The organism is Planctomycetia bacterium (assembly GCA_021413845.1).
Classification (GTDB): Bacteria; Planctomycetota; Planctomycetia; order Pirellulales; family PNKZ01; genus PNKZ01.
This window is the reverse complement of record JAIOPP010000009.1, coordinates 1-19,379: the sequence shown is the minus strand read 5'-3', so window position 1 is coordinate 19,379 and position 19,379 is coordinate 1. Positions and strand designations below refer to the sequence as shown.

General features: G+C 59.7%; 17 protein-coding genes. 3 read left to right on the top strand and 14 right to left on the bottom strand.

The window, feature by feature from the left end; translation table 11 throughout:
• Window positions 1-2: 2 nt before the first annotated feature.
• The 12 genes from K8U03_02495 to K8U03_02440 all read right to left on the bottom strand — a co-directional run bounded on the left by K8U03_02495 (window position 3) and on the right by K8U03_02440 (window position 11,599).
• Window positions 3-1,019: an efflux RND transporter periplasmic adaptor subunit gene (locus K8U03_02495; protein ID MCE9603753.1), complete on the bottom strand. Its 1,017-nt coding sequence runs from the start codon at window positions 1,017-1,019 to the stop codon at window positions 3-5.
• A gap of 427 nt (window positions 1,020-1,446) precedes the next feature.
• The gene (locus tag K8U03_02490; protein ID MCE9603752.1) at window positions 1,447-1,788 is read right to left on the bottom strand and encodes a YciI family protein; all 342 of its coding nucleotides are present in this window, start codon (window positions 1,786-1,788) and stop codon (window positions 1,447-1,449) included.
• A 247-nt stretch (window positions 1,789-2,035) separates the two neighbouring features.
• Complete coding sequence (locus K8U03_02485) at window positions 2,036-2,575, bottom strand: hypothetical protein (protein ID MCE9603751.1); 540 nt, start codon at window positions 2,573-2,575, stop codon at window positions 2,036-2,038.
• An 844-nt stretch (window positions 2,576-3,419) separates the two neighbouring features.
• Window positions 3,420-4,679 (bottom strand): hypothetical protein, encoded by a 1,260-nt coding sequence (locus tag K8U03_02480; GenBank protein ID MCE9603750.1) that lies wholly within the window; start codon window positions 4,677-4,679, stop codon window positions 3,420-3,422.
• Between the two features lie 174 nt (window positions 4,680-4,853).
• Window positions 4,854-5,069, bottom strand: coding sequence for a hypothetical protein (locus K8U03_02475; protein MCE9603749.1), 216 nt, complete (start codon window positions 5,067-5,069; stop codon window positions 4,854-4,856).
• Window positions 5,070-5,312: 243 nt separating this feature from the next.
• Entirely contained in the window at window positions 5,313-5,717 is a 405-nt protein-coding gene (locus K8U03_02470; GenBank protein ID MCE9603748.1) for a hypothetical protein, read from the bottom strand.
• Between the two features lie 750 nt (window positions 5,718-6,467).
• Window positions 6,468-7,619, bottom strand: a complete 1,152-nt coding sequence (locus K8U03_02465; protein ID MCE9603747.1) for a glycoside hydrolase — start codon at window positions 7,617-7,619, stop codon at window positions 6,468-6,470.
• A gap of 20 nt (window positions 7,620-7,639) precedes the next feature.
• Window positions 7,640-7,906, bottom strand: coding sequence for a hypothetical protein (locus tag K8U03_02460; GenBank protein MCE9603746.1), 267 nt, complete (start codon window positions 7,904-7,906; stop codon window positions 7,640-7,642).
• Window positions 7,907-8,050: 144 nt separating this feature from the next.
• Window positions 8,051-8,443, bottom strand: a complete 393-nt coding sequence (locus K8U03_02455) for a hypothetical protein (protein MCE9603745.1) — start codon at window positions 8,441-8,443, stop codon at window positions 8,051-8,053.
• A gap of 602 nt (window positions 8,444-9,045) precedes the next feature.
• Window positions 9,046-10,704 (bottom strand): hypothetical protein, encoded by a 1,659-nt coding sequence (locus K8U03_02450; protein ID MCE9603744.1) that lies wholly within the window; start codon window positions 10,702-10,704, stop codon window positions 9,046-9,048.
• 108 nt (window positions 10,705-10,812) lie between these two features.
• Window positions 10,813-11,277, bottom strand: coding sequence for a DUF1801 domain-containing protein (locus K8U03_02445; protein MCE9603743.1), 465 nt, complete (start codon window positions 11,275-11,277; stop codon window positions 10,813-10,815).
• 43 nt (window positions 11,278-11,320) lie between these two features.
• Window positions 11,321-11,599, bottom strand: coding sequence for a hypothetical protein (locus K8U03_02440; protein MCE9603742.1), 279 nt, complete (start codon window positions 11,597-11,599; stop codon window positions 11,321-11,323).
• 258 nt (window positions 11,600-11,857) lie between these two features.
• Between K8U03_02440 and K8U03_02435 the strand changes: the two genes are divergently transcribed.
• Both K8U03_02435 and K8U03_02430 read left to right on the top strand, forming a co-directional pair.
• Window positions 11,858-13,711, top strand: coding sequence for a glycosyltransferase family 39 protein (locus K8U03_02435; GenBank protein MCE9603741.1), 1,854 nt, complete (start codon window positions 11,858-11,860; stop codon window positions 13,709-13,711).
• 40 nt (window positions 13,712-13,751) lie between these two features.
• A complete protein-coding gene (locus K8U03_02430) occupies window positions 13,752-14,738 on the top strand; it encodes a glycosyltransferase family 2 protein (protein MCE9603740.1) in 987 nt (328 codons plus the stop codon).
• A 21-nt stretch (window positions 14,739-14,759) separates the two neighbouring features.
• Here K8U03_02430 and K8U03_02425 read toward each other — a convergent pair whose 3' ends face one another.
• Entirely contained in the window at window positions 14,760-15,089 is a 330-nt protein-coding gene (locus K8U03_02425) for a DUF2442 domain-containing protein (protein ID MCE9603739.1), read from the bottom strand.
• A gap of 26 nt (window positions 15,090-15,115) precedes the next feature.
• On the bottom strand, window positions 15,116-16,591 hold the full coding sequence (gene rho, locus K8U03_02420) for a transcription termination factor Rho (protein MCE9603738.1): 1,476 nt from the start codon (window positions 16,589-16,591) through the stop codon (window positions 15,116-15,118).
• 1,394 nt (window positions 16,592-17,985) lie between these two features.
• Between rho and K8U03_02415 the strand changes: the two genes are divergently transcribed.
• On the top strand, window positions 17,986-19,335 hold the full coding sequence (locus K8U03_02415) for a thioredoxin family protein (protein MCE9603737.1): 1,350 nt from the start codon (window positions 17,986-17,988) through the stop codon (window positions 19,333-19,335).
• Window positions 19,336-19,379 lie beyond the last annotated feature (44 nt).

Here is a 19,379-nt window from a genome sequence, read left to right as displayed (position 1 = left end):
GATCAATTTCCCGTCGTCGAGACCGCGGTGACCGGCGTCGGCGAAGGGGTCGCTTGCCAACCGAGAGCTTCGATCGCCAATGGCTTAAGCAAGATCGCACCCGCGGCTACGATCTCGCGATCGCCGGCGAGCCCCTCGACGACCTCGAATCGATCGCCGTGCAACTCCCCGAGTTTCACCTCCACGACTTGCCAGCGGTGATTGCCCAGCGCCGCGATCACGTAGTCCCCGCGATTGATGTGCAGTAAAGCGCCGGGCGGTACGAGCACCGCCTCGCGCTCATCGGTCCCGAGCCCCACTTCGCCGAACAAGCCGGGCTTGAGCAGGTCCTTCGAGTCGTTGAGATCGAACAACACGCGCAATGTGCGACGGTCTTGCGTTACTGCGGAGCTTAGCGATTCTACGTGCCCGGGAAATAGATCGTGTGGGTAGCCGTAGAAACGAACATGGCAACTCTGACCTTCGCGCACGAGTGAGATTCGCCCTTCCGGAACATTCGCGACGACCAAGACCATCTTTGCGACGGCTCGAGAGAAGACAATCGGCTCGATGCCCGATTGGGAGAGCTGCCGCTCGAGCGCGGCCTTGCTCTTCTGCGCTTGTCGCAACGTCGACTGCGCAGAGAAAACATCTTTTTCGCCTTGAATCTGCGATTTCAAAAGGTCGGCTTGCGATTGCTTGAATTGAGCGGTCGCGACCGCGGCATCTTGGCTGAGCGGTTGCAATCGCTTCACCACGGCGCTGAGGTGTTCGTTTTCCGCCTTCACGAGTTCGCGAGTTTTATCGTATTGGCTTTGGGCGAAATCGACCTCGGACTTCGCACGGATCCACTCGGTGTAAGTCGTCGAAAGTTCCGCGGTGCTGAACTGCCAACGATCCTCGATCGGCCCTTCTCCATTGGATACTCGCGCTAGTACGGAGCCGGTAACCGTCATCAATGGATACGTGACTTTGCTGCGTGCTGTTTTGAAGAACGACAATTGTTCTCTAAGAGGCGAATCCGGCACGATGAGAATCATTCCCGGGCCATCGACGCGCACTGAGGGCAATTCCGCTTTTTCACTTCCTGGCAACGGCGCAGCGGGAGGTGATTCGACTTTAAACGGACGAACGAGCAACACGACAACTGCAGCGATACCGATCGTCGAAACGATCATCCAGAAAGAACGCCACAATTTCGCGCGTCCTCCCAAAATGGCCGGTGGGTCTGAGTCCGACATGGATGTGCTTCTCTGCAAAAAAGCGATACTCGCGACGACGAGAATCGAAGTCGCTAAAGGCTGGAAATTACCCCGTAGAATCTAATCAATGACGTGGATTTCGGCCATCCTGCGCAAGCGAAGTAACGCATTCTTCATAATTCCCTCACATCTCACGACCCGCGAAGCGAGTGCGGCTCGAAGGAATTGTTAGGCCGCACTTGCCCTCGCCGTTTCAGTGCTGCTCTTAGGACTGCGGGTCGAGCCCGAAGACGCGCAGTTCTTGGTCGCAGCGACAGGCCTTGGCGAGGCGCGCGGCCCACGCGATGGCCTCGTCGCGCGAAGGGAGTTCCAACACGGTGAAGCCGCCGTCGAGCGTGGGGGCCCAAGGATAGCCGCCCGTGGCAACCGCGCCGTCGGCAGAGACGAGTATAGGGGGCACGTCTTCGTCGATTCCGCCGGCGAAGACGTAAACACCGGCGGCTTTCGCCTCCTCAATCACAGCGCGTGCGTCGCGGCCCACGGTTTCCCATTCGCCATCGGGCACAACCATCGCCGCGCTCGGAAATGAGATCAGATACTTAGCCATGGTGCTCCTTCCGGGAATGGATGGCGATCGTGAAGCCTGTGTGCTACCTAACGGATAGCGATCAGCCGCCCGCTCGAAGTGATCGGGCTCGCATAGATTCTATCGCGCTCGAAGCCACCTCACGCCTGAGATCGTGAGCCGAGACAAATCCGTACTGCTGCTCGTTCAAGGCGACATCGACCGCATTGCCGATTGCTGCCACCCGGGTCATAGTTCCGACGTTCTATGAATCGGCCGGCTGGTTCGGCTAGGGTGGCGGCGGCATGTTCCAGAAGACGACGATCGGCCGGTCGACTCGAAGCACTCTGTCTTCGAAGACCAGCTTCTCGAGCGTTATCTCGAATTCCACTGCTTCGTACACACCGTGATGATCGTAGACTTTGCCTGTCGGCTTGCAGACCGCTGAACCGGAACGCAACTTCACTTGCCGGTAGAGGTGGTCGCGCTCCTTCGGCCAAGGCGGATTCGCGGCTCCGCCTCGCAGCATTTTGTATAGCTGCACGTTCGGTCCTGCAGCGAGGTCTCCGATCAGCGGCACCGTCGTCGTTTTCGTAACCCGCTTCGGCAGGTCTAGGAAAAGATGCACGACGCAGTCTTCCGTGCCGAGCCAGAGATTCAAACGACTGTGGGCTAAAATCTTGGTGGGCTTGAAGACCTCGACCGGCTGGTTCGCTTGCTGCGCACCGGACGCTTGCTGCGCGCGGGACTTCGTGCCATCGGCAAGCGCCGCGATCGCAAACAGCAGCCAACTCACTCGGAACAACAAGTGTCTTGCAGGTGAAATCATGGTCGGTATCGAACTAGTGTTGAGGTGGATCAGCCAAACTCGCCGTAGACCGCTCCGTTGCAGCCTAACACGCCGGGATTGCCGAAGGCCCAATGCCGGCAGGGCGGCTAAGTCCGGCATTCGCAAGGTACTTTTAGTCAGTTCCGACGATCGTCGGTCTTGTTCGCCGCTGAATAGAATAAGAACGCCATGTTAACGGCCGAGACGGAAGCTGCCACCACGGAAACGAATAGTAATGACGACAGGTACGATGCCGAAATGAATCGTGCAATGTGAACATGCACGCTTCCATCGGCCCACTGGGGTTTAAATGTCTCCGCCCTGTCGTAGTCGACCACATTTGCTCTGCCGAGTTCACCTACCCTTGCACTTCCGTCAAATCCCGAGATTTCGGTTGAGGCCCTAAAGAACGCGAATGCAGCTACAATCGCCAGCACGAAGGCGTTCAGTACTATCAGGGTCCGCATCTACCGCTCCTGTGGAGGTGGCGTCCGATTGTCGAGTTTCATCGCGACGCAGGCACCCTGTGCCTAAGAGGTGTTCGACCGCCGAATTGAAGTAAAACATTACCGAAAATCTGCGGCCGAGTATGAGTGAGTCGATCTCGATGTTTTAACCTGCGACTCGACTTGCGACAAATCGGCAGCTTATAAAGTTAAACCTTCTCAAGCATCATATCCACCACGCAGCAGTCGCGTACGTGTGGGCCGGGATTGCGGTAGTGATTCAATACTTCGGCGTTGCGAGTCTTCCGCGTAAACGAGCATAAGCCGTCGCGTCAGGCGCAGCGGCTTGTTAGGTGGCGAAAATGTACTCTTCATTCGTTATCCGAAATCGGGGCGGGCTACTTCGCCGTGAGCAACAACTTGCGAAGCTTGGCCTTAAGGGCGGCCCTAGCTTCGGGCGGGTCGTTGAACTCGAAGAACTCGATGCCGTTGGGCATCTTGCCGCCGTGCGAAAGTTCGAACCAGATCAGGTGCCCGATCGATGCGCTCGATAACCAGGAGTTGAATCGATGGCCGGTACCGACGTATCGTGTCGGGGTGTCGTCATCGACATGATCGATCATCGCCGCGAGCCCGACTTTGCCGCACCGTCGGAGGTCGGCCATCTCCCGAGGCTCTTCGTATTCGATCCAGCCCCGACCATGGCGCAATGAGTAGACCAGGTACTCGGCATGTTCGGCCTTCCATGGACCACTCGCCTTCCGTACGGCGGCGATCTCAGCATCGAGACGGCGACATTCTTCGGCCGGGCGCATGGTCGTCAGCATGCGCTTCACGCGCGCGAAGAACGGGAAATGTTCTTCTTGAATCAAGTCTTTCGGAAACCGCCGGGCGATCCACTCGCACTGAGCGGACACGTCGTTCCATGTCACTTGAGGCAGCACCAGCGACTGCATCATGCGCTGAAAATAATCGAGCTCGATGCCGCTCATTACTTCGTCGCGCAACGTGGTCGGCTGCGGTCGATTCGTGTTGACATACCCTGCTTCGGGAAGGTGAGGGACTTGCTCCTCCAACAGTTGTCGCGAAGCCTCATCGCCGAGTTGCTTACAGAGCCAAGCTGTTAAGAGCACGTCGATCTTCGGATGCAGATCGTGACGATAGATGACGCTCGTCGGTGCGTCGGGCGAAGGCCCGTTGGAATCCAGACCGAGTGTGATCAGCTCTTCGTCGCTGAACTCCGCTGCCGGCTTGTTGAAGTCGGCCCGTCGCGCCGCTTCCGCATCGAATCGTTTGCGATGCAGCTTGATCCTCGCGAGCAAACGCTCGGCCGCCGTCTCGATCTTGAGCGGCCGATAGGAACGACCGTCGGCCGTAGCAATGATCTCGCTGCGAGGAATCTTCAAGCGATAGAGGTCGTAGGTGAAAAGCGAGATCGAGCTTTCGTCTTCGGCCGTAACGAAACCTTCGATCGCCGATCGATAGCGCTTTGCGGGGAGGTTCTTCCCTTCGTCATCCCGCGGAACAACGAAGCGGATTTCGACGAAAGGCAACTTTCGCACGTCGGGCAGTTCGAGCGTGTCGAACCACGCGTAGACCTCGGCGACACTTGCGGACTTCTCCGCTCCGTTCGTAGCGGACGGGATTGAGAGGCTCATCGCAATGGCGAATAGGAGTTGCCGCATGCCAAGCCCCCGAAAGCAAAAAAAATACTAACTCGAAAATGGCTAGTTGTGGGAATGTATCGCCACTTGCAGCAGCCTGACAAGATTATAACCAGATCGGCCTAGTGTGCTGTGAGGCGTGCCGTTGAAGCCCAACGCGTAGGCGGGCTATCCGTCGCCTGGGTGGCGATTGCGGAGGAGGATCTGATTGATGCTCAAGGTCATCACTGCGCCGAGTAGGACGACGGAGAGGCTCGCTAGGCCTTTCCAGGCGTCTTTGTCCCAATAGTCGCCCCAGATCAGCATCAGCCCGTAGACGACGCCGGCGATAATGCAGACGATCGCGATCGTGTAGCAGATCCGATTGACGATCTTCAACGTCATGAGTTCACGCGAGGGATTATAGGTCTACGGCCGCCGCACGGCGGAACGGTTAGCGATGTTTTAACCGGCGACTCGGCCGGCGACAAATCGGCCGCGCCGAATTCCGTGCGAGCTCCGGCAATTCAAAGTAGCAGGCACGTTCCACGTGCCGTCCGCCTCATGCGTCGTTCGTTGACGAAGCCGTTATGGTTACAAGAAGTCTTACGTGGCGAACGGCACGTGGAACGTGCCTGCTACGCTCGGCTAGTTGATCGGCGGCTTCCGCTTCCAGATCGTGACCGTGGTTTCTCCTTCTTGGCCGAGATATTCGGTCACGGTGAGCGAGCCGTCTTTAAGCACATACGCGCAGTTCCGCACGGCCTTCACTTTTTGATGGGTCAACTGCATCGCCTTGAGGTCGTCGGCGAGGTCGAGCGTGATCTGATAGGGAGCGACATCCCCGCGGTAATTCTGGATCCACCGGTCCTTGTCGATCTCCAAGGTAAGTCCCTGCAACGCTTCCTTCGCCGCCGGTGCGTGGCCCGTGCGAACGTAGAACTCGGCGGTGTATTCCCCGGTCAGCCGCGCCAACTCGTCGGCCTTGTCATCTGCCGCAACAAGCGCTTCCGCCCGACCCGATAGCGCGCATGCAACCAGACCTAGAACCACCGCCACGCATCGCCACATAACGCCTCCAGGGCAAGGATGCCACATTGGTTGAATCACATACCGTCGAACTAGTTGCCCGCAAACCGCAACGGGCTCAAGCATCAGTATAACGCGAACAAAGTGCGCGAGCCAAAAACCATCAAATGCCTGGCGGCGCAACCGGAGCGACTGGTTAGGTGAGCACAGGAAGCCAAAGAATCAAAAGTACGATGGAGACAAATACGATCACGATAAACGATCGGACGCGTCGAGCGGGCTCGCTTAGTGTTAGTAATAAAAGCGTGCTGAAGAGTATAAGCAGCGTTGCAAAAAAACAGCGAGTGGCAATCGCGTGCGCATATCTCGTGCCCCAATAGACCTTTTCAGGATTGAATGAGGAAACCGCCGAGAGGCACATCCAACCAAGGATAGACAAAGCCGTAATATCTGCCCAGAAAAGCAGACGGACTATGCGCGGTGCATTCGTATCGGGAAATAGAGGTCGTCCTCGCTTTCTCTTTAGAGCATCCACTAAGCTCACCTCACGAGGAACCGGTTCCGGGTTGGGAACGAAGCGATCGATCCAATCTCGAATCGCCGGGAGCTTAGTGGCGGCGTAGAAAGGCACAAATAGCAAGAGGAGATGCAACGCTACGCTAAACAACGCACTCAAATCCATAGGCCTAACAGATATTCGGCGGCCCAGTAGAAATGTTTCAATCTCGCTGTTGTACCCTGCAACACAACTCGCGACAAATCAACGGCAACCTCTTACGGTTTCTCGAAACGAACTTTGGCGAGATAGATCCCTTGGCCTTCGTGCGAGGCGTAGTAGGCGAGCCAGAGTGTGTCTCCCTCGAACGCGAGGCCGGCGTAACCGGTGTCGCCGCCGCTCGGCAACACCAGTTCTTGCCGAAACGCGCCGTCCGGAGATACCTGGGCCAAGATCGTGCGCGAGGCGGCGGTCTTCGTCGTCGTGGCTTGCTCCGCCGCCGTTAACGGTCCGTTGCCGCGCGTCGTGGCCCACCACGAACCGTCGTCCCGACGAATCAAGTTCGGGCCGGAGAGCTTCGCCGGCACTTGTCGAAACGACCACTGCTCGTAAGGGGCGGAGCTGACGCCGAGATAGCCCGGCCGAATGAGCGCGACCATCTCTCCCTCGGGCGTGAACCGCAGCGTCGTTTCGCTCACGTAGTTGCCCCCCGGCTCAAGCTCCGTGATCCGCTGCCAGGCGAGGCCGTCGGTCGAGGTGTAGAGGAAGCCGCGCGTCGCGTCTCCCGTTTTTACTTTCGAGATGCCGTAGGCTCGGCCTTGATGCCAAGTCACGCGCCAGAGCCAGTGCTTGTCTTCGATGATCTTCTCTAGCGGAGTCCAAGCCTTGCCGTCGCCTGAGAAGGCCACGCGCGACTGCATCGTGATCAGCTGCTGCGGGTCGCCGTCGCGAAAGACGGAGCCTCCCATTACAAGCATCAAACGCCCGTCCGGCGTCTCCGAGAGCTTCGGGTCGCGCAGGTCGACTCCCTCTTCGGCCAGCAGCGCGACAGGCTCCCAAACCTCTCCGTCGGTCGAAGCGATGACCCGAATCTTCCCATTCGCGCCGCCGACGTGCTCATCTCCCTCGCGACAACAGCAATACCACGTTCCCTGGAAACGAATCAGGTCGGGAAAGCCGTTGTGCTTGGCTTCCCCCCAGATTCTTTTTGAGGATACGAGCTCCAGCTTTACTACGGGGAGCGAACTCGTCGCACGCTTTTTCTGCGCGCCGGAGCTGGGGACTACTTTTTTCGGTGTGCCCGAACTCTGGCCGAGCTTTTTCTGAGCGACAACCGGCGAACTCGCCGCGCTCCAAAGAGCCGCAAGTGCGACGAACACGGCGAGGGACGAATGGTAGGGCTTGTGCATAGCGTGGGTGCTAAGGGCCATGGGGCGAATCATCAGTTTCGTTAGGACGCGCGGGCGTTTGAAGTGTTTCGCAGGTAAAGGATCGGAATCGCGAAGGGCAGAAGAACGGTATTGATGAGCACGACGCGAACGATAACGCCGAAGAAAAAAACGAGGTCTGCGTCCGGCGCTCCGTCCCAGTTGGGATTGTGCATTTCAGACTGAATCCAAGCGACGTCTAACGCGACGACGGCGCAAGCGACCAGAACATGACCACCTAAGGTGCCGAGCAGGCCGCCGAATCGGGCAGCGCAAAAAGTGACGGTCAAGAATAAAAGCCACGGCAGTATCCCGTACGACATCAGTTGGAGAATGGCCCACCGGAAAATCACAGCGTCACCGTCGAATGAGAAAGACCGCCCGCGCGGGTGATAGGTAAGCTGTCGAATCGAAAGCCAATATAAGCCGTCGCGTCAGGTAGAGCGATTGGTTAGGTGTACGGTCCCGATGATCGCTAGGGCCAGCGCGCCGGCGACGAGAAGCGGTTGGGCTTCGTGGGCGTACAGAAATATTCTATAGCCGGCGTAGCCGTCGTCGCCCATGAGATAGAGCGCGATGCCGTACAGCATCGCGGCGGTGCCGAAGGCCGGAGCGACCTCGGCATCGGGAGCAACGAGGTCGACCACTCCGACCTCGCGCCTCACCGGAGGCAAGACATAGTAATAGCGATCGAGCGGACGGACGCTCGTAGCAGCCGAGATACAATTCCGATTCTCGGCACGCATGATCCACGGCCGAGGCACATGCCGCCTCGGCAACGACGCCGTGAACGCAAGAAACACGAGGAAGATGACGATGGGTTTCATGGTGACCCGACTACTTAGATTCCGTGCACCGCGGCAGTTGCGCTATCGAATTAAAAATCAGTATAAGCCACCGCATCAGACGGAGCGACTCATTAGGTTTTGTCGAGCTTTTCGAGCCCATCGAAATGATATTGCCACCAGTCCGCCTGCGATCGCGCCCAATAGGGAATGCTTCGACAGGATCAGGATGAACTCCGGGAAATCGTGGCGCCAATTCCAGTAGTTCCAATTGATGCGCGCGATCTCGGCCAGCTCGATTGCAAGCGGCGTTACGACCGCGAAGGCCGCCGCTGCACTGATCGCTACGCTCGGCCAAAGACTTCGACCGTGGCGAGTGAACTCGAAAGCGACCGCAGCCAAGAGGGCGAAGAACGAGGGGAGTAACGCCGCTCTGTCGATACAGTCGGCGAAGAGATTGCCGCCGAAAACGAAGAACCTTCGAAAAGCGAAGAAAAGCGAAATGAAAGCAACGGTTAGAAGTAGTCGCGACAACGAGTATGGGAACCGACGCATTGGAGCCTAGCGTAACTGCTGAATATGAGGGAGCGGTCGCGTCACTTCTCAAAGATTAAAGCGAAATCCGCCACGCTGAGCAGCGGTTGTCAGGTCGTAACGGGAGGTCGCTCTCGTTTGCTGCGCATCAATGCGACGATGAGTCCCAGTTGCAAAGCCAAGCCGCACGCAAACAACGCCGCTCCGAGCTTGGGATAGGTGAGCACGGAGAGATGGTCGAACACTTTGCCGGCTTGAAATAAGCCCATGAACGGTTCGGAAAAGTGAAACAGTTTATCGTCCCCTTTGATTGCGTAGCCGGAGTAGAGAGTCAGATAAGCCCAAACGGCGACGAGCTGATAGACGACCGCGTAAACGATCAAGACAAGAAGTAGGGGCTTAAGTCTCGACCTCCACAGCGAATAAAATCCGATTCCCAGCCACGGCGCGAGCCAAGGCATGAAAATATGGAGGTACCAGCCCGGCGTCGCGCCGATTCCGGCCCGGGCGATGCTGACGAAGATGTGCCAGAGCAAACCCAACGCGAAAAAAGCCAGCACCCAAGCAGGCAGGGAGCTCATGCTCAACAAGCTTTTTCCGCGGGAGGCGTTGAACGCAGAAACGGCCACGACGGCGAGAAGCGCCATGAGCGGAACGAGGAACAGGTCGGGCAGTCGTGTAAGCGACCATGTGCCGGCCCAAATGAAGGTGGCGATGGTCGCCGATATTCCTTTCGCCAAGCGGAAGAACGAGAAGTTCTTGCCGAGCCCTAGGAGCAGTCCCCCTTGATCGGCAAGCTGAATGCTCTCGTCGGAGCCGGAGAGCGAGCCGAAACGGAGGTATTGGTAGAGGTACCAGCCGGACCCGATCGCCAGCGCGGCGACGGAGATCCACAGCAGCTCGAGGAGTCGGGCGCGAAGTAGTTCCGGCTTCGCTTTCGTCGCCAGCGCGCGAACGAACAGGAACGTGAAGATCCCTGCCGCGATCGGTAAGAAGAAAGCCTTCGTGAGCAGGCCCAAGCCGAGCGACGTTCCGATCAGCAGAGATTTCTTCGGGCCTAATTCCGTCGGTTGGGCAGATGCAAACAGATAGGCGAGGAGCCCGACGAAAAAGAGGCAGAGCGAGTCGTTCCCCAGTCGAGCGAACTCCGGAACGAGCATCGGGAATGCGATCGGATAGATCGCGAAGCCGAGCAGCGCCCCCAGGCGGCTCGTTTCGTTCTCGGCGGCTTTCGTCGCCGCGAGCATTCCGAGCAAAACACCCGCCACGGCGATCGCCAGAGACGCGATTCTCAGCGCCAGAAAACGGTCGACGAAGGCCAAGCGTTGCAGGGCACTATCGAGGGGCGAGAGAGCGAGGTAATAAAGCGGCGGGTGTTGCGCCTGCCAATTCGAGAATCCGCTTGGTTCGTAGTTCGACGGCGCGCGGGGCGTGCGATAGAGCGCGGCGTAGTCTTGCACCGCTGCGGGAGCGGCGAAGAACTTTTTGTAAGTGAGTTTATCGTCGAATGGCGGCTCTCCGCTGCCGTAAGCGGTCGGGCCTTGGTATTCCGCGACGCTGCGCTCGAGAAACGCGTTGCCGCGCATCGGGATTTCGCCGGTCTGCGAGATTTGCCGCAAGCTGGAGTAGTGCCCGCTCTCATCGAAGCCCTCGAAGAGAGGGACGAAAAAAACGTAGCCGCAGCCGATCAAGAAGAGGGCCGCCGCAGAGATCGATAAAAACCATGCGGTGCTCGTCCTGCCGCATCCTGCGGGTTCATCATTCTTCATGAATGTTTCTAGATCGTGTCGTTGCAGCTTAATGCGCAGATAGAGATTCACTTAAGCGCAAGGATAACAAATGAAAGTCAACCGTACAGCCTATCTCTATGCCGTAGATTAACCGCGGCCTTTAGATTTGTTCCAACTCACGGCGGCGCGAATTAGCGTCTTTAGTGCTTTTTCTTTGATCGGTTCCCCTTCGTGGAAGTCGATGGCGCGGCGGGTGTTTCCTTCTAGGCTGGAGTTGAAGAGTTTCGCGGGATCCTTCAGCGCCGCGCCGTGGGCGAAGGTCAGCTTCACGACTTTCTTATACGTCTCGCCGGTGCAGATCAGCCCGTCGTGCGACCAGACGGGCACCCGCCACTTCCACTCCTCGACGACTTCGGGATCGGCTTCCTTGACGATGGCACGAAGCCGAGCGAGCAACTCGCCCCGCCAGTCGCCGAGTTCCTCGATGCGCGCGTCGATCAGCTGCGACGGAGACTCCTCGTGCTTCGCCTCGCTCTGCTGTGTCTTGCTGTTCCGTATTTTGCTGTTACCTGCCCCGCTCTTCTTCATGCTTGTTTCTCGCTTGATGCTCATGCCTCCTTATGTCGGCGACAGGACCGTGTCGTTCGGTGAATCGTCAGACTATGACGAGGAACAACAACGTTGCGGCGGTTGCCGCGACGAGCGAGCCGACAAACAGCGGCCGCGACGTATGAACCCAATGCGTTGACGGAAGCCGACCGCAGACGATCGCCGCTGCGGCCGCCGTCAATGCCGCTGTTATCGAACCCAGGCCGAAGATCGCTCCGATCCATTGAGCGCTCGGGACATAGGTGATCGCCGACGAGAGCAGGGCCAGCAGCATAAACATGCCGCATACATACCACGTCAAAAAGGTGATGCTGAGGTGGCGCATGCCCGTTGCTGAAACCAAAAAACTCGGTTGTCTCGCTCAGAATGAGCGGGATTGAGCGTCAGCATAACGTCCCCTCAGCGAGCAACGCAAACTTCCCGCGGCATGCGCGGCCGACGAGCCGCTTATTACCGAAACGCTGTCGAAGCATGGCCGAAGCGTTGCCGGCAGGGCTGGAATCTCGTCTGGATCGGGCCGGCGGTTTCTGCGAGAGTTCGCCCCCGCGCCCCGCTTCACCTATTTCCGAAATACCCTTCGAGCATGACTGCTTCGAGCGTTCCCGTCGCCGCCGCCGCCGTGGGCCCTGCCGCGCGCGTTGTCAGAGCGCCGTCGGTGCGCGTCCGCTTCTGGCGCGAGCCTGAGTTTTGGTTGACCCTGCTCTTGGTCTGCGGCATTTATTTCACGCGTCCCGCCACGCTGACTTTGCGGGGCGAAGAAACCCGTTGGGCCGAAGTGGCCCGCGAGATGATCGAGTCGGGCGATTGGATCGTGCCGCGCGAACAAGGAGACGTGTTCCCGAATCGTCCGCCGCTGGCGAACTGGTGCATCGCGTGGTCGATGCTGCTGTTCGGCAACGACGGCGCGCTCGCGGTGCGCCTGCCGTCGTTGCTGGCGACGTTGCTGACGACGCTGCTGATTTATGTTTGCGGTCGGACGTTTCTCGAACGCTTCGGCGCGTTCACGGCCGCGATCGGCTACGCCACGATGGGCCAAGTGCTCCAACTCGGGCGGCATGCCGAAACGGAATCTCTCTTCACGCTCCTCACCTCCGGCGCTCTGCTCGGTTGGCTGGCGTGTTATCTGCAAAACCGTCGCCCGTGGGTCACGTGGAGCGTCGGCTATGCGCTGGCGGCTTTGGCCGCGCTGACGAAAGGGCCGCAAGGACCGATCTATTTCGTCGGCAGCACTTGGTTGTTTCTCTGGTGCTACGATCGCTCGTTTCTCCGGCAGCGTGGGCAACTCGTCGGCCTCGCGGTCTTCGCGGCCATCGTCGCGGCGTGGCAAATTCCTTATATGCTGGCGACCGATCTCACCTCGACGGCGATGATCTGGGGCGCAGAATCGCTGAACCGCTTCACGCGCGGCTCGGCTGGGAAAGTCGTGCGGCATGCCCTGGCGTTTCCGTGGGAAGTGCTGCACTGCACGCTCCCTTGGTCGGGCGTGTTGGTCTGCTTCTGCGATCGTTCGTTAAGAGCCCGACTCGAAGCCGCGAAACGACCCGCGCAGTTCTTGGCGCTGTCGGCGTTGCTGTGCCTCGTGCCGCTGTTGCTGGCTCATGCCGCGCAGACACGCTACTTCATGCCCCTCTATCCGTGCATCGCCTTGCTCGGCGGCACGGCGGCGCAATTGGCTTTGGCGGCGGAAGCCGGCGCCGTCGCGCGGCGCATCTGGCGCGCGGCGCTGCTGGCCGGCTGCGCGATTGCGCTGGTCGTCACCGTTTACTTCGCGTGGCAATCGAGCGGCCTGACCCATTGGATTCCGAAGTCGACGAACCCGTCCGGGGCGCAGAGCTTCGGCGTTGTTACCTTGTTGCTACTAGCAACGGTTGCGGTCTGCCTCTGCTGCCGCTGGGCGATGCGCCGGCTCGACAAGCCCGACTCCCTGCGGGCTTCGGCCACGGCTGCTTATGTACTCGCTGTTTTCTACGGTCTGTCGTATACGGTCGCCGGCGTGAACTCGCTCGCAGCCTACAGCTTCGACATCCGTGCCGATGTGCGACGCACGCTGGCGCTGGTGCCGGGCGAGGCGAAGCTTGTGAGCTTCGTGCCCGTCAGCCATCTCTTTACTTACCACCTTGCCGGCATGGGCCCACGTCGGGTGGAGTTGGTCGCAACACCGACGCCGGCTTCCGCCGGCACGGCCGATTGGGAGTATTTTTGCTTCAACAGCGCCGCCGGCGAACCGTCGCCGCTTCCTTTGCCTTTCGCGTGGGAACAAGTCGGCGTGGTCACGATCGACCGCAATCGCTACGATCGTCCGCGCAGTTTCGTGGTCATAGGTCGTAAGCTCGCGCCGAGTTCGAACTCGCCCGAGGTCGACGCCTGGCGCGAGTCGAGCCCCGTCGTGCGGCCCGAGGCTTTGGAAGCCGCCGCGCCGACGACGAAGCGTAGTTAGCCGAGTTTAGAATCCGATTCCGTTCGTGGAGTTTTCGCTCGTGAGCATTTCCGTCGTCATTCCGATTTACAACGAGCGCGACAACGTCGAGCTACAGTATCGCGCGCTCACCGATGCCATCGCGCCGACCGGCCGCCCCTACGAATTGATCTTCGTCAACGACGGCTCGCGCGACGGCACCACGGAGAAGCTCGACGCGCTCGCCGCCCGCGACGCGCATGTGAAGGTCGTCGACTTTCGCCGCAACTACGGACAAACCGCCGCGATGCAAGCCGGCATTCGGCATGCCACGCAAGACTACGTCGTCACGATCGACGGCGATCTGCAAAACGACCCGACCGATATCCCGATGATGGTCGCCAAGCTCGAAGAAGGCTACGACCTCGTCCACGGCTGGCGCAAGCATCGGCAAGACGCCTTCGTGAACCGCAAGCTGCCGTCGAAGATCGCGAACTGGCTGATCTCGAAAGTGACCGGCTTTCCGGTTCACGATCTCGGCTGCACGCTCAAGGTGATTCGTCGCGAGATCGCGCAAGAGCTCGAGCTCTACGGCGAAATGCATCGCTTCATTCCGATCCTCGCGCATTGGCAAGGAGCCCGCTGCGTGGAAGTGGAGACGAAGCACCATGCCCGCCGCTTCGGCACGACGAAGTACGGCATCTGGCGTACGGTGCGCGTGATCCTCGACTTGATGACCGTGAAGTTTCTGATTCGCTACGCCGTGAGCCCGATGAAGCTCTTCGGCGGGATGGGCCTGATCGGCGTGCTCGCCGGCTGCGCATCCGGCGCCGCGACGGTCGCCATGAAGCTCCTCGGCGGCGTCGACATGACGGGCAACCCGCTGCTCTTGCTCAGCGTGTTGGGCATGGTCGTCGGCACGCAATTCTTCGTGCTCGGCCTGCTGGGCGAAGTCTGCTCGCGGATCTACTTCGCCTGCCAAGGCAAGCAGACGTACGCGGTAAGACGGCTGGTGAACTTCGACGGCGAAGAAGCTGAGCAGACGGTGCGCGTGAGCCGGGCGGCCTAGAGGCTATTGTTTGACGAGTCGTTAGTCGTCGAGACTCATGCCGCGCGCGGGAGATTCCGTTTTCGTCGGCGTGCCGGCGCGACTCCGTAGCCACTTGTCGAACGAAGGTTGGCTTTCCGCCGACTTTCGCCCGTCGAGCAGGTTGCCGAGGCTGACGTCTTCGTCGAGCAGCGGCCAATGCACGCCGGTGCCGCCGCCGAGCAAGCGGTAGTTCGCTCGTTCAGCGGAGCTTCCTTCGACTAAACGCGGATACCAATCGAGCGGCACTTTCATCGTCCGGCCGTCGCTGAGATCGACTGTCAGTGTGACGTCGTCGATCTCAACGTGAATAACGGCAAGCGGAGGTGCCATTCAATTGTCTATGCGGCTTGAGCGAGTTAATCCGCCGCGCGGGCCGTTGCGATCAGGCTGATGAACTCACGGTTGCTCTTGAATTTCGCGAGCTTGCCGGTGAGTTGTTCCATCGCGTCGAGGTGGTTCATGCTCGACAGCGTGCGCCGCAGCATCGTCACGGCGTGGAGCGTGTCCGGGTCGAGGAGTTTTTCTTCGCGGCGGGTGCCCGACTGCGAGATGTCGATCGCCGGCCACACGCGGCGGTCGGCGAGCTTCCGGTCGAGCACGAGCTCCATGTTGCCCGTTCCTTTGAACTCTTGGAAGATGAGTTCGTCCATCCGGCTGCCGGTGTCGATCAGCGCCGTCGCGACGACGGTGAGCGAGCCCCCTTCTTCGAACGCGCGGGCCGTCGCGAAGAGCTTCTTCGGGATGTCCATCGCCTTCGTGCTGATACCGCCCGACATCGTGGCGCCGGAGTTGCCGACCCACTTGTTGAAGGCGCGGGCCATGCGCGTGATCGAGTCCATGAGCAAGAAGACGTCGTGTCCTTCTTCGACGAGCCGCTTGCAGCGCTCGACGACGAGCTGCGACAACCGCACATGGCTTTCGACGTCGCGATCGAGACTGCTCGCGATCACTTCCCCTTGCACGCAGCGCTTCATGTCGGTGACTTCTTCCGGGCGCTCGTCGACCAAGAGGACGAACAGCTTCAGCTCCGGATGATTTTGCGAAATCGCCGCGCTGATGTTTTGCAGCAGGATCGTCTTGCCGGAGCGCGGCGGAGCGACGATCAACGCCCGCTGACCTTTGCCGAGCGGCGTGAGCAAGTCCATGATCCGGTTGCTGAGCGGCTGCTGACCGATTTCCAGCCGGAGCCATTGCTCGGGATTGATCGGCGTCTTCTGGTCGAACGATTTGATGTTCGGGTATTCTTCCGGCTTGAGGCCGTCGACGTCGACGATCTCGCGAATCCGCGGACCTTCTTGCTTGCGGTTGTGCTGCGCGAGGCCGTTGATCATCACCCCTTCGCGCAGGCGGAAGCGCTCGATCATCGTGCCGGGCACGAAGGCGTCGGTGCGCTCGCGCGAGTAGTTGTTCTTCGGATCTCGCAGAAAGCCGTAGCCGTTCGGGTGCAGTTCTAAGATGCCCGAGACGGTATCGAGTGCCGGAGGTGTGTAGGGAGTGCCGTCGGCGTTTTCCGTGGGAACCGGAAGCGGGTTCCCTTCGGCGTCGAGTTGCGGTTCGGCTTCCGGGCGTGGTTCGCGCGGAGCGTTGGGGTCGTACCGCGGACGATTGCGGCGATAACGATTCTGTCCGCCGCCGCCTCCACCACCACCGCCTCCTCCGCCGCGATTGTAGCCGCCACCACCACCACCTCCTCCACCACCACCGCCGTAGCCGCCGCCGCCACCTTGGCCGCCACCGCCGCCGTAGCCGTTGTTCTGGCCGCCACCGCCACCTTGACCGTTGTTGTAACCGCCGCCACCCTGACGACCTCGACCCCGACGTTTCTTCGACATGCGCTCTATCCTGATCACACAAACTGGATCACAAGGTCGCGCCACCGATAAGGATCTCCGCGAGGGCGGCTGAGGGCCCGACCCGAACGACGATCTTACGGCACGTTGAAACGCGACCGAAACTGACATCCCTTCAACACCGCGTCGAAGGGGAACGAAAAAGAAGCCCGAACCGTTTTCGGTCGCGGAATTCTTACCACCGAGCATCTGTTCTCAGACGCTCCGAACCTGTCACCAATATCCGCCTCGTCGGCTTCAATGCCCACGATACGAAACGAGGAACGACCTCACTAAGCGAGACTAAAACTGCGGCTGACGAAGCGGAAGCAACACGACGGAGTTCCGTGGCTACGGACTTCCGAAAATTGCGGTCTCGGAGTTAGGTCTCTGAAGTCGCGACATCGGCCTCCGGCCGATCACGGGTCGCAAGAAAAATCAGATGGCCTATGTCGAGCGGCAGTTCCTTATCGAGTGAAACCAAACGTTCTTCGCACCTGCAAAACTTGCCGAGCAAACGGGAGCGACGTCGCCAAGCAGCATGTGCTCGGGCGACCTAGCTCGCGTCTTAAACTTGCGTCATGCGGTCCTAAGTTGCGATCGTACGAAAGAGGCACATACGAGCAGATTCGTTTTGCGCCTACAAATCGATCGGCCTAGATTCAACGGCCGATTTCTAGCGGCCCTGTTTCAGCAGCCCGTATTCAGCAACTCAGCCAAGAATCGCTTCTTATCAACACTCTTCCGGCCGGGAAATTACTATATTCTCGGCGTGCATCAAGCAGTTCGAGGGGCAGCGTGCGAGTCATCGGGAACGGAGAGCCGTTCCGGCAATGTTCGCAGTCCGAGTACCCTTCGAGTCCGTCACAGGAAGACGGTTGCGGATAGCAGACCGAACGGCCGAAGCATCTTTAGTTGCGGCAATTCGTCACATGCGGCTGTTTCACCAGAGCGGTTCATCGACCGCTGGGGCCGATGACAAACGCTAGGTAAGCGGGGCCGTAAGGTAAGCAGCCCGACATGTGCAGAGTTCGCGGTGCTAGCGGTGCGGCTTGTCCGCACGGGCTCAGCTCCGGCACCCCTCAATGGGCGACTTCAAACTACCCAAATCTTAGTCGTCGCCTTAAGCGTGTCAAGGCAAGCTTTCCCGGGAAAATACCGTTTATTCGGCATTTCATCTTCGGCTCGGGCTCGGCTCGGGGTTGGTTATCCATCGTTTTATGTCCGTGGTCAAGCCGTGGAAGTGGGCCGAGACACGATTGCCGGCAGAGTGGCATAATCCGACGAATCGGGAGAACCGTTACAGATTTCCACAACTTCTCCCCTCGGCCGAACCGATAAGTGAAGCGAACCGTTTTGCCGGCTCGAATCTCAGAACTTCAGTAAAGGTTCGCGACATGCCGCGTTTTCTTTCGCTCAGCGTCATCGCCTCGCTCTTGTTTTTCGCGGTGCCCGCTCACGCCCAAGATCAACTCCGTTGGGAGACCGATCTGAACGTCGCTCAGAAGCAGGCCGCGCAGACGAACCGACTGTTGCTGATTCACTTCTGGGGGACTTGGTGTCCGCCGTGCATGGAGATGGAAAAAGCCGTCTTCAGCAAGCCGGGCCTCGGCACGGCGATCTCGCCGTATTACGTGCCGGTGAAGATTCAGGTCGAAGAAGGGATGAATCAAGAACTCGCCAAGCAATTCCAGGTCGATGGTTATCCCTGCGATATCGTGATGACGGCGCAAGGGGAAATCGTTTCCAAGACGAAGGGCTTCAAGCCTGCCGACAAGTATGTCGCGATGCTCAATCAAGCCGCGCAACAAGCACTCGCGCAGGCTCGCTCCAACGGTCACGGGCCCGTCGCCGGAGCCGCGCCGCAACAACCGGGCGCTCCCGTCGCCGCCGCTGCGCCGGCTGATGCTTCGCGCTACGGCGCACCCGCTCGCACGACGCAGCCCAACGCCGATCCTCGCTACGCTCAATACGCACCTCCGGTAACGGCGCAAGCCGCTCCGCCTGCTGCCGCCGCGGCACCGAAGACCGACGATCGCTATGCCGCTTATTATCAAAGCCGAGGCATGGCCGCACCCGCCGCGCCGGCCGCCGCTGCACCGGTTGCCGCCGTAGCACCGATCACGCCGAATCCTTACACCGCTCCGAGCGCCGCTCCTGTGGCACCTGTCGCTGCCGTTCCACCGGCGGCGACGACGCCACCTTTTGTAGCACCGGCCGTTGCGGCACCGGTCGCGGCAACTCCACCGGCAGCGGTTCCGGCAGTTCCACCAGCAGCGGCTCCCGCCGCACCTCCGGCAACCGTCGCGGCGAGCGCAGCCCCTGCCGCCCCGGCCGCGGCTCCGAAGCAACCGATCGAATCCTTGATTCCGGCCGGATCTCCGCCGCTCGCGCTCGACGGCTATTGCCCGGTCACCGTGACGGAGAAGATGGTTTGGACGAAAGGGAGCCATCTCTACGGCGCAATTCATTGCGGCCGAACCTATCTCTTCTCCTCGACCGAAAATCAGCAGAAGTTCTTGGCGAATCCCGATCGCTTCAGCCCGATCATCTCGGGCAACGACCCGGTCGTCGCCTTGGAGAAGAACGAAATCGTGTCGGGCCGTCGTCAGTTCGGCCTGGTGTACGAGAATCGGATGATTCTCTTCTCGAGCAAAGACTCGTACGACAAGTTCTGCAAGGAGTCGAAGCGGTACACGACCGAGTTGCAACAAGCCCTGCAATCGTCGAATGCCATCCGCCGATAGTCGGCTCTCGGGGGCCGGACGAGAATCGATTGTCGGCGGCGTTT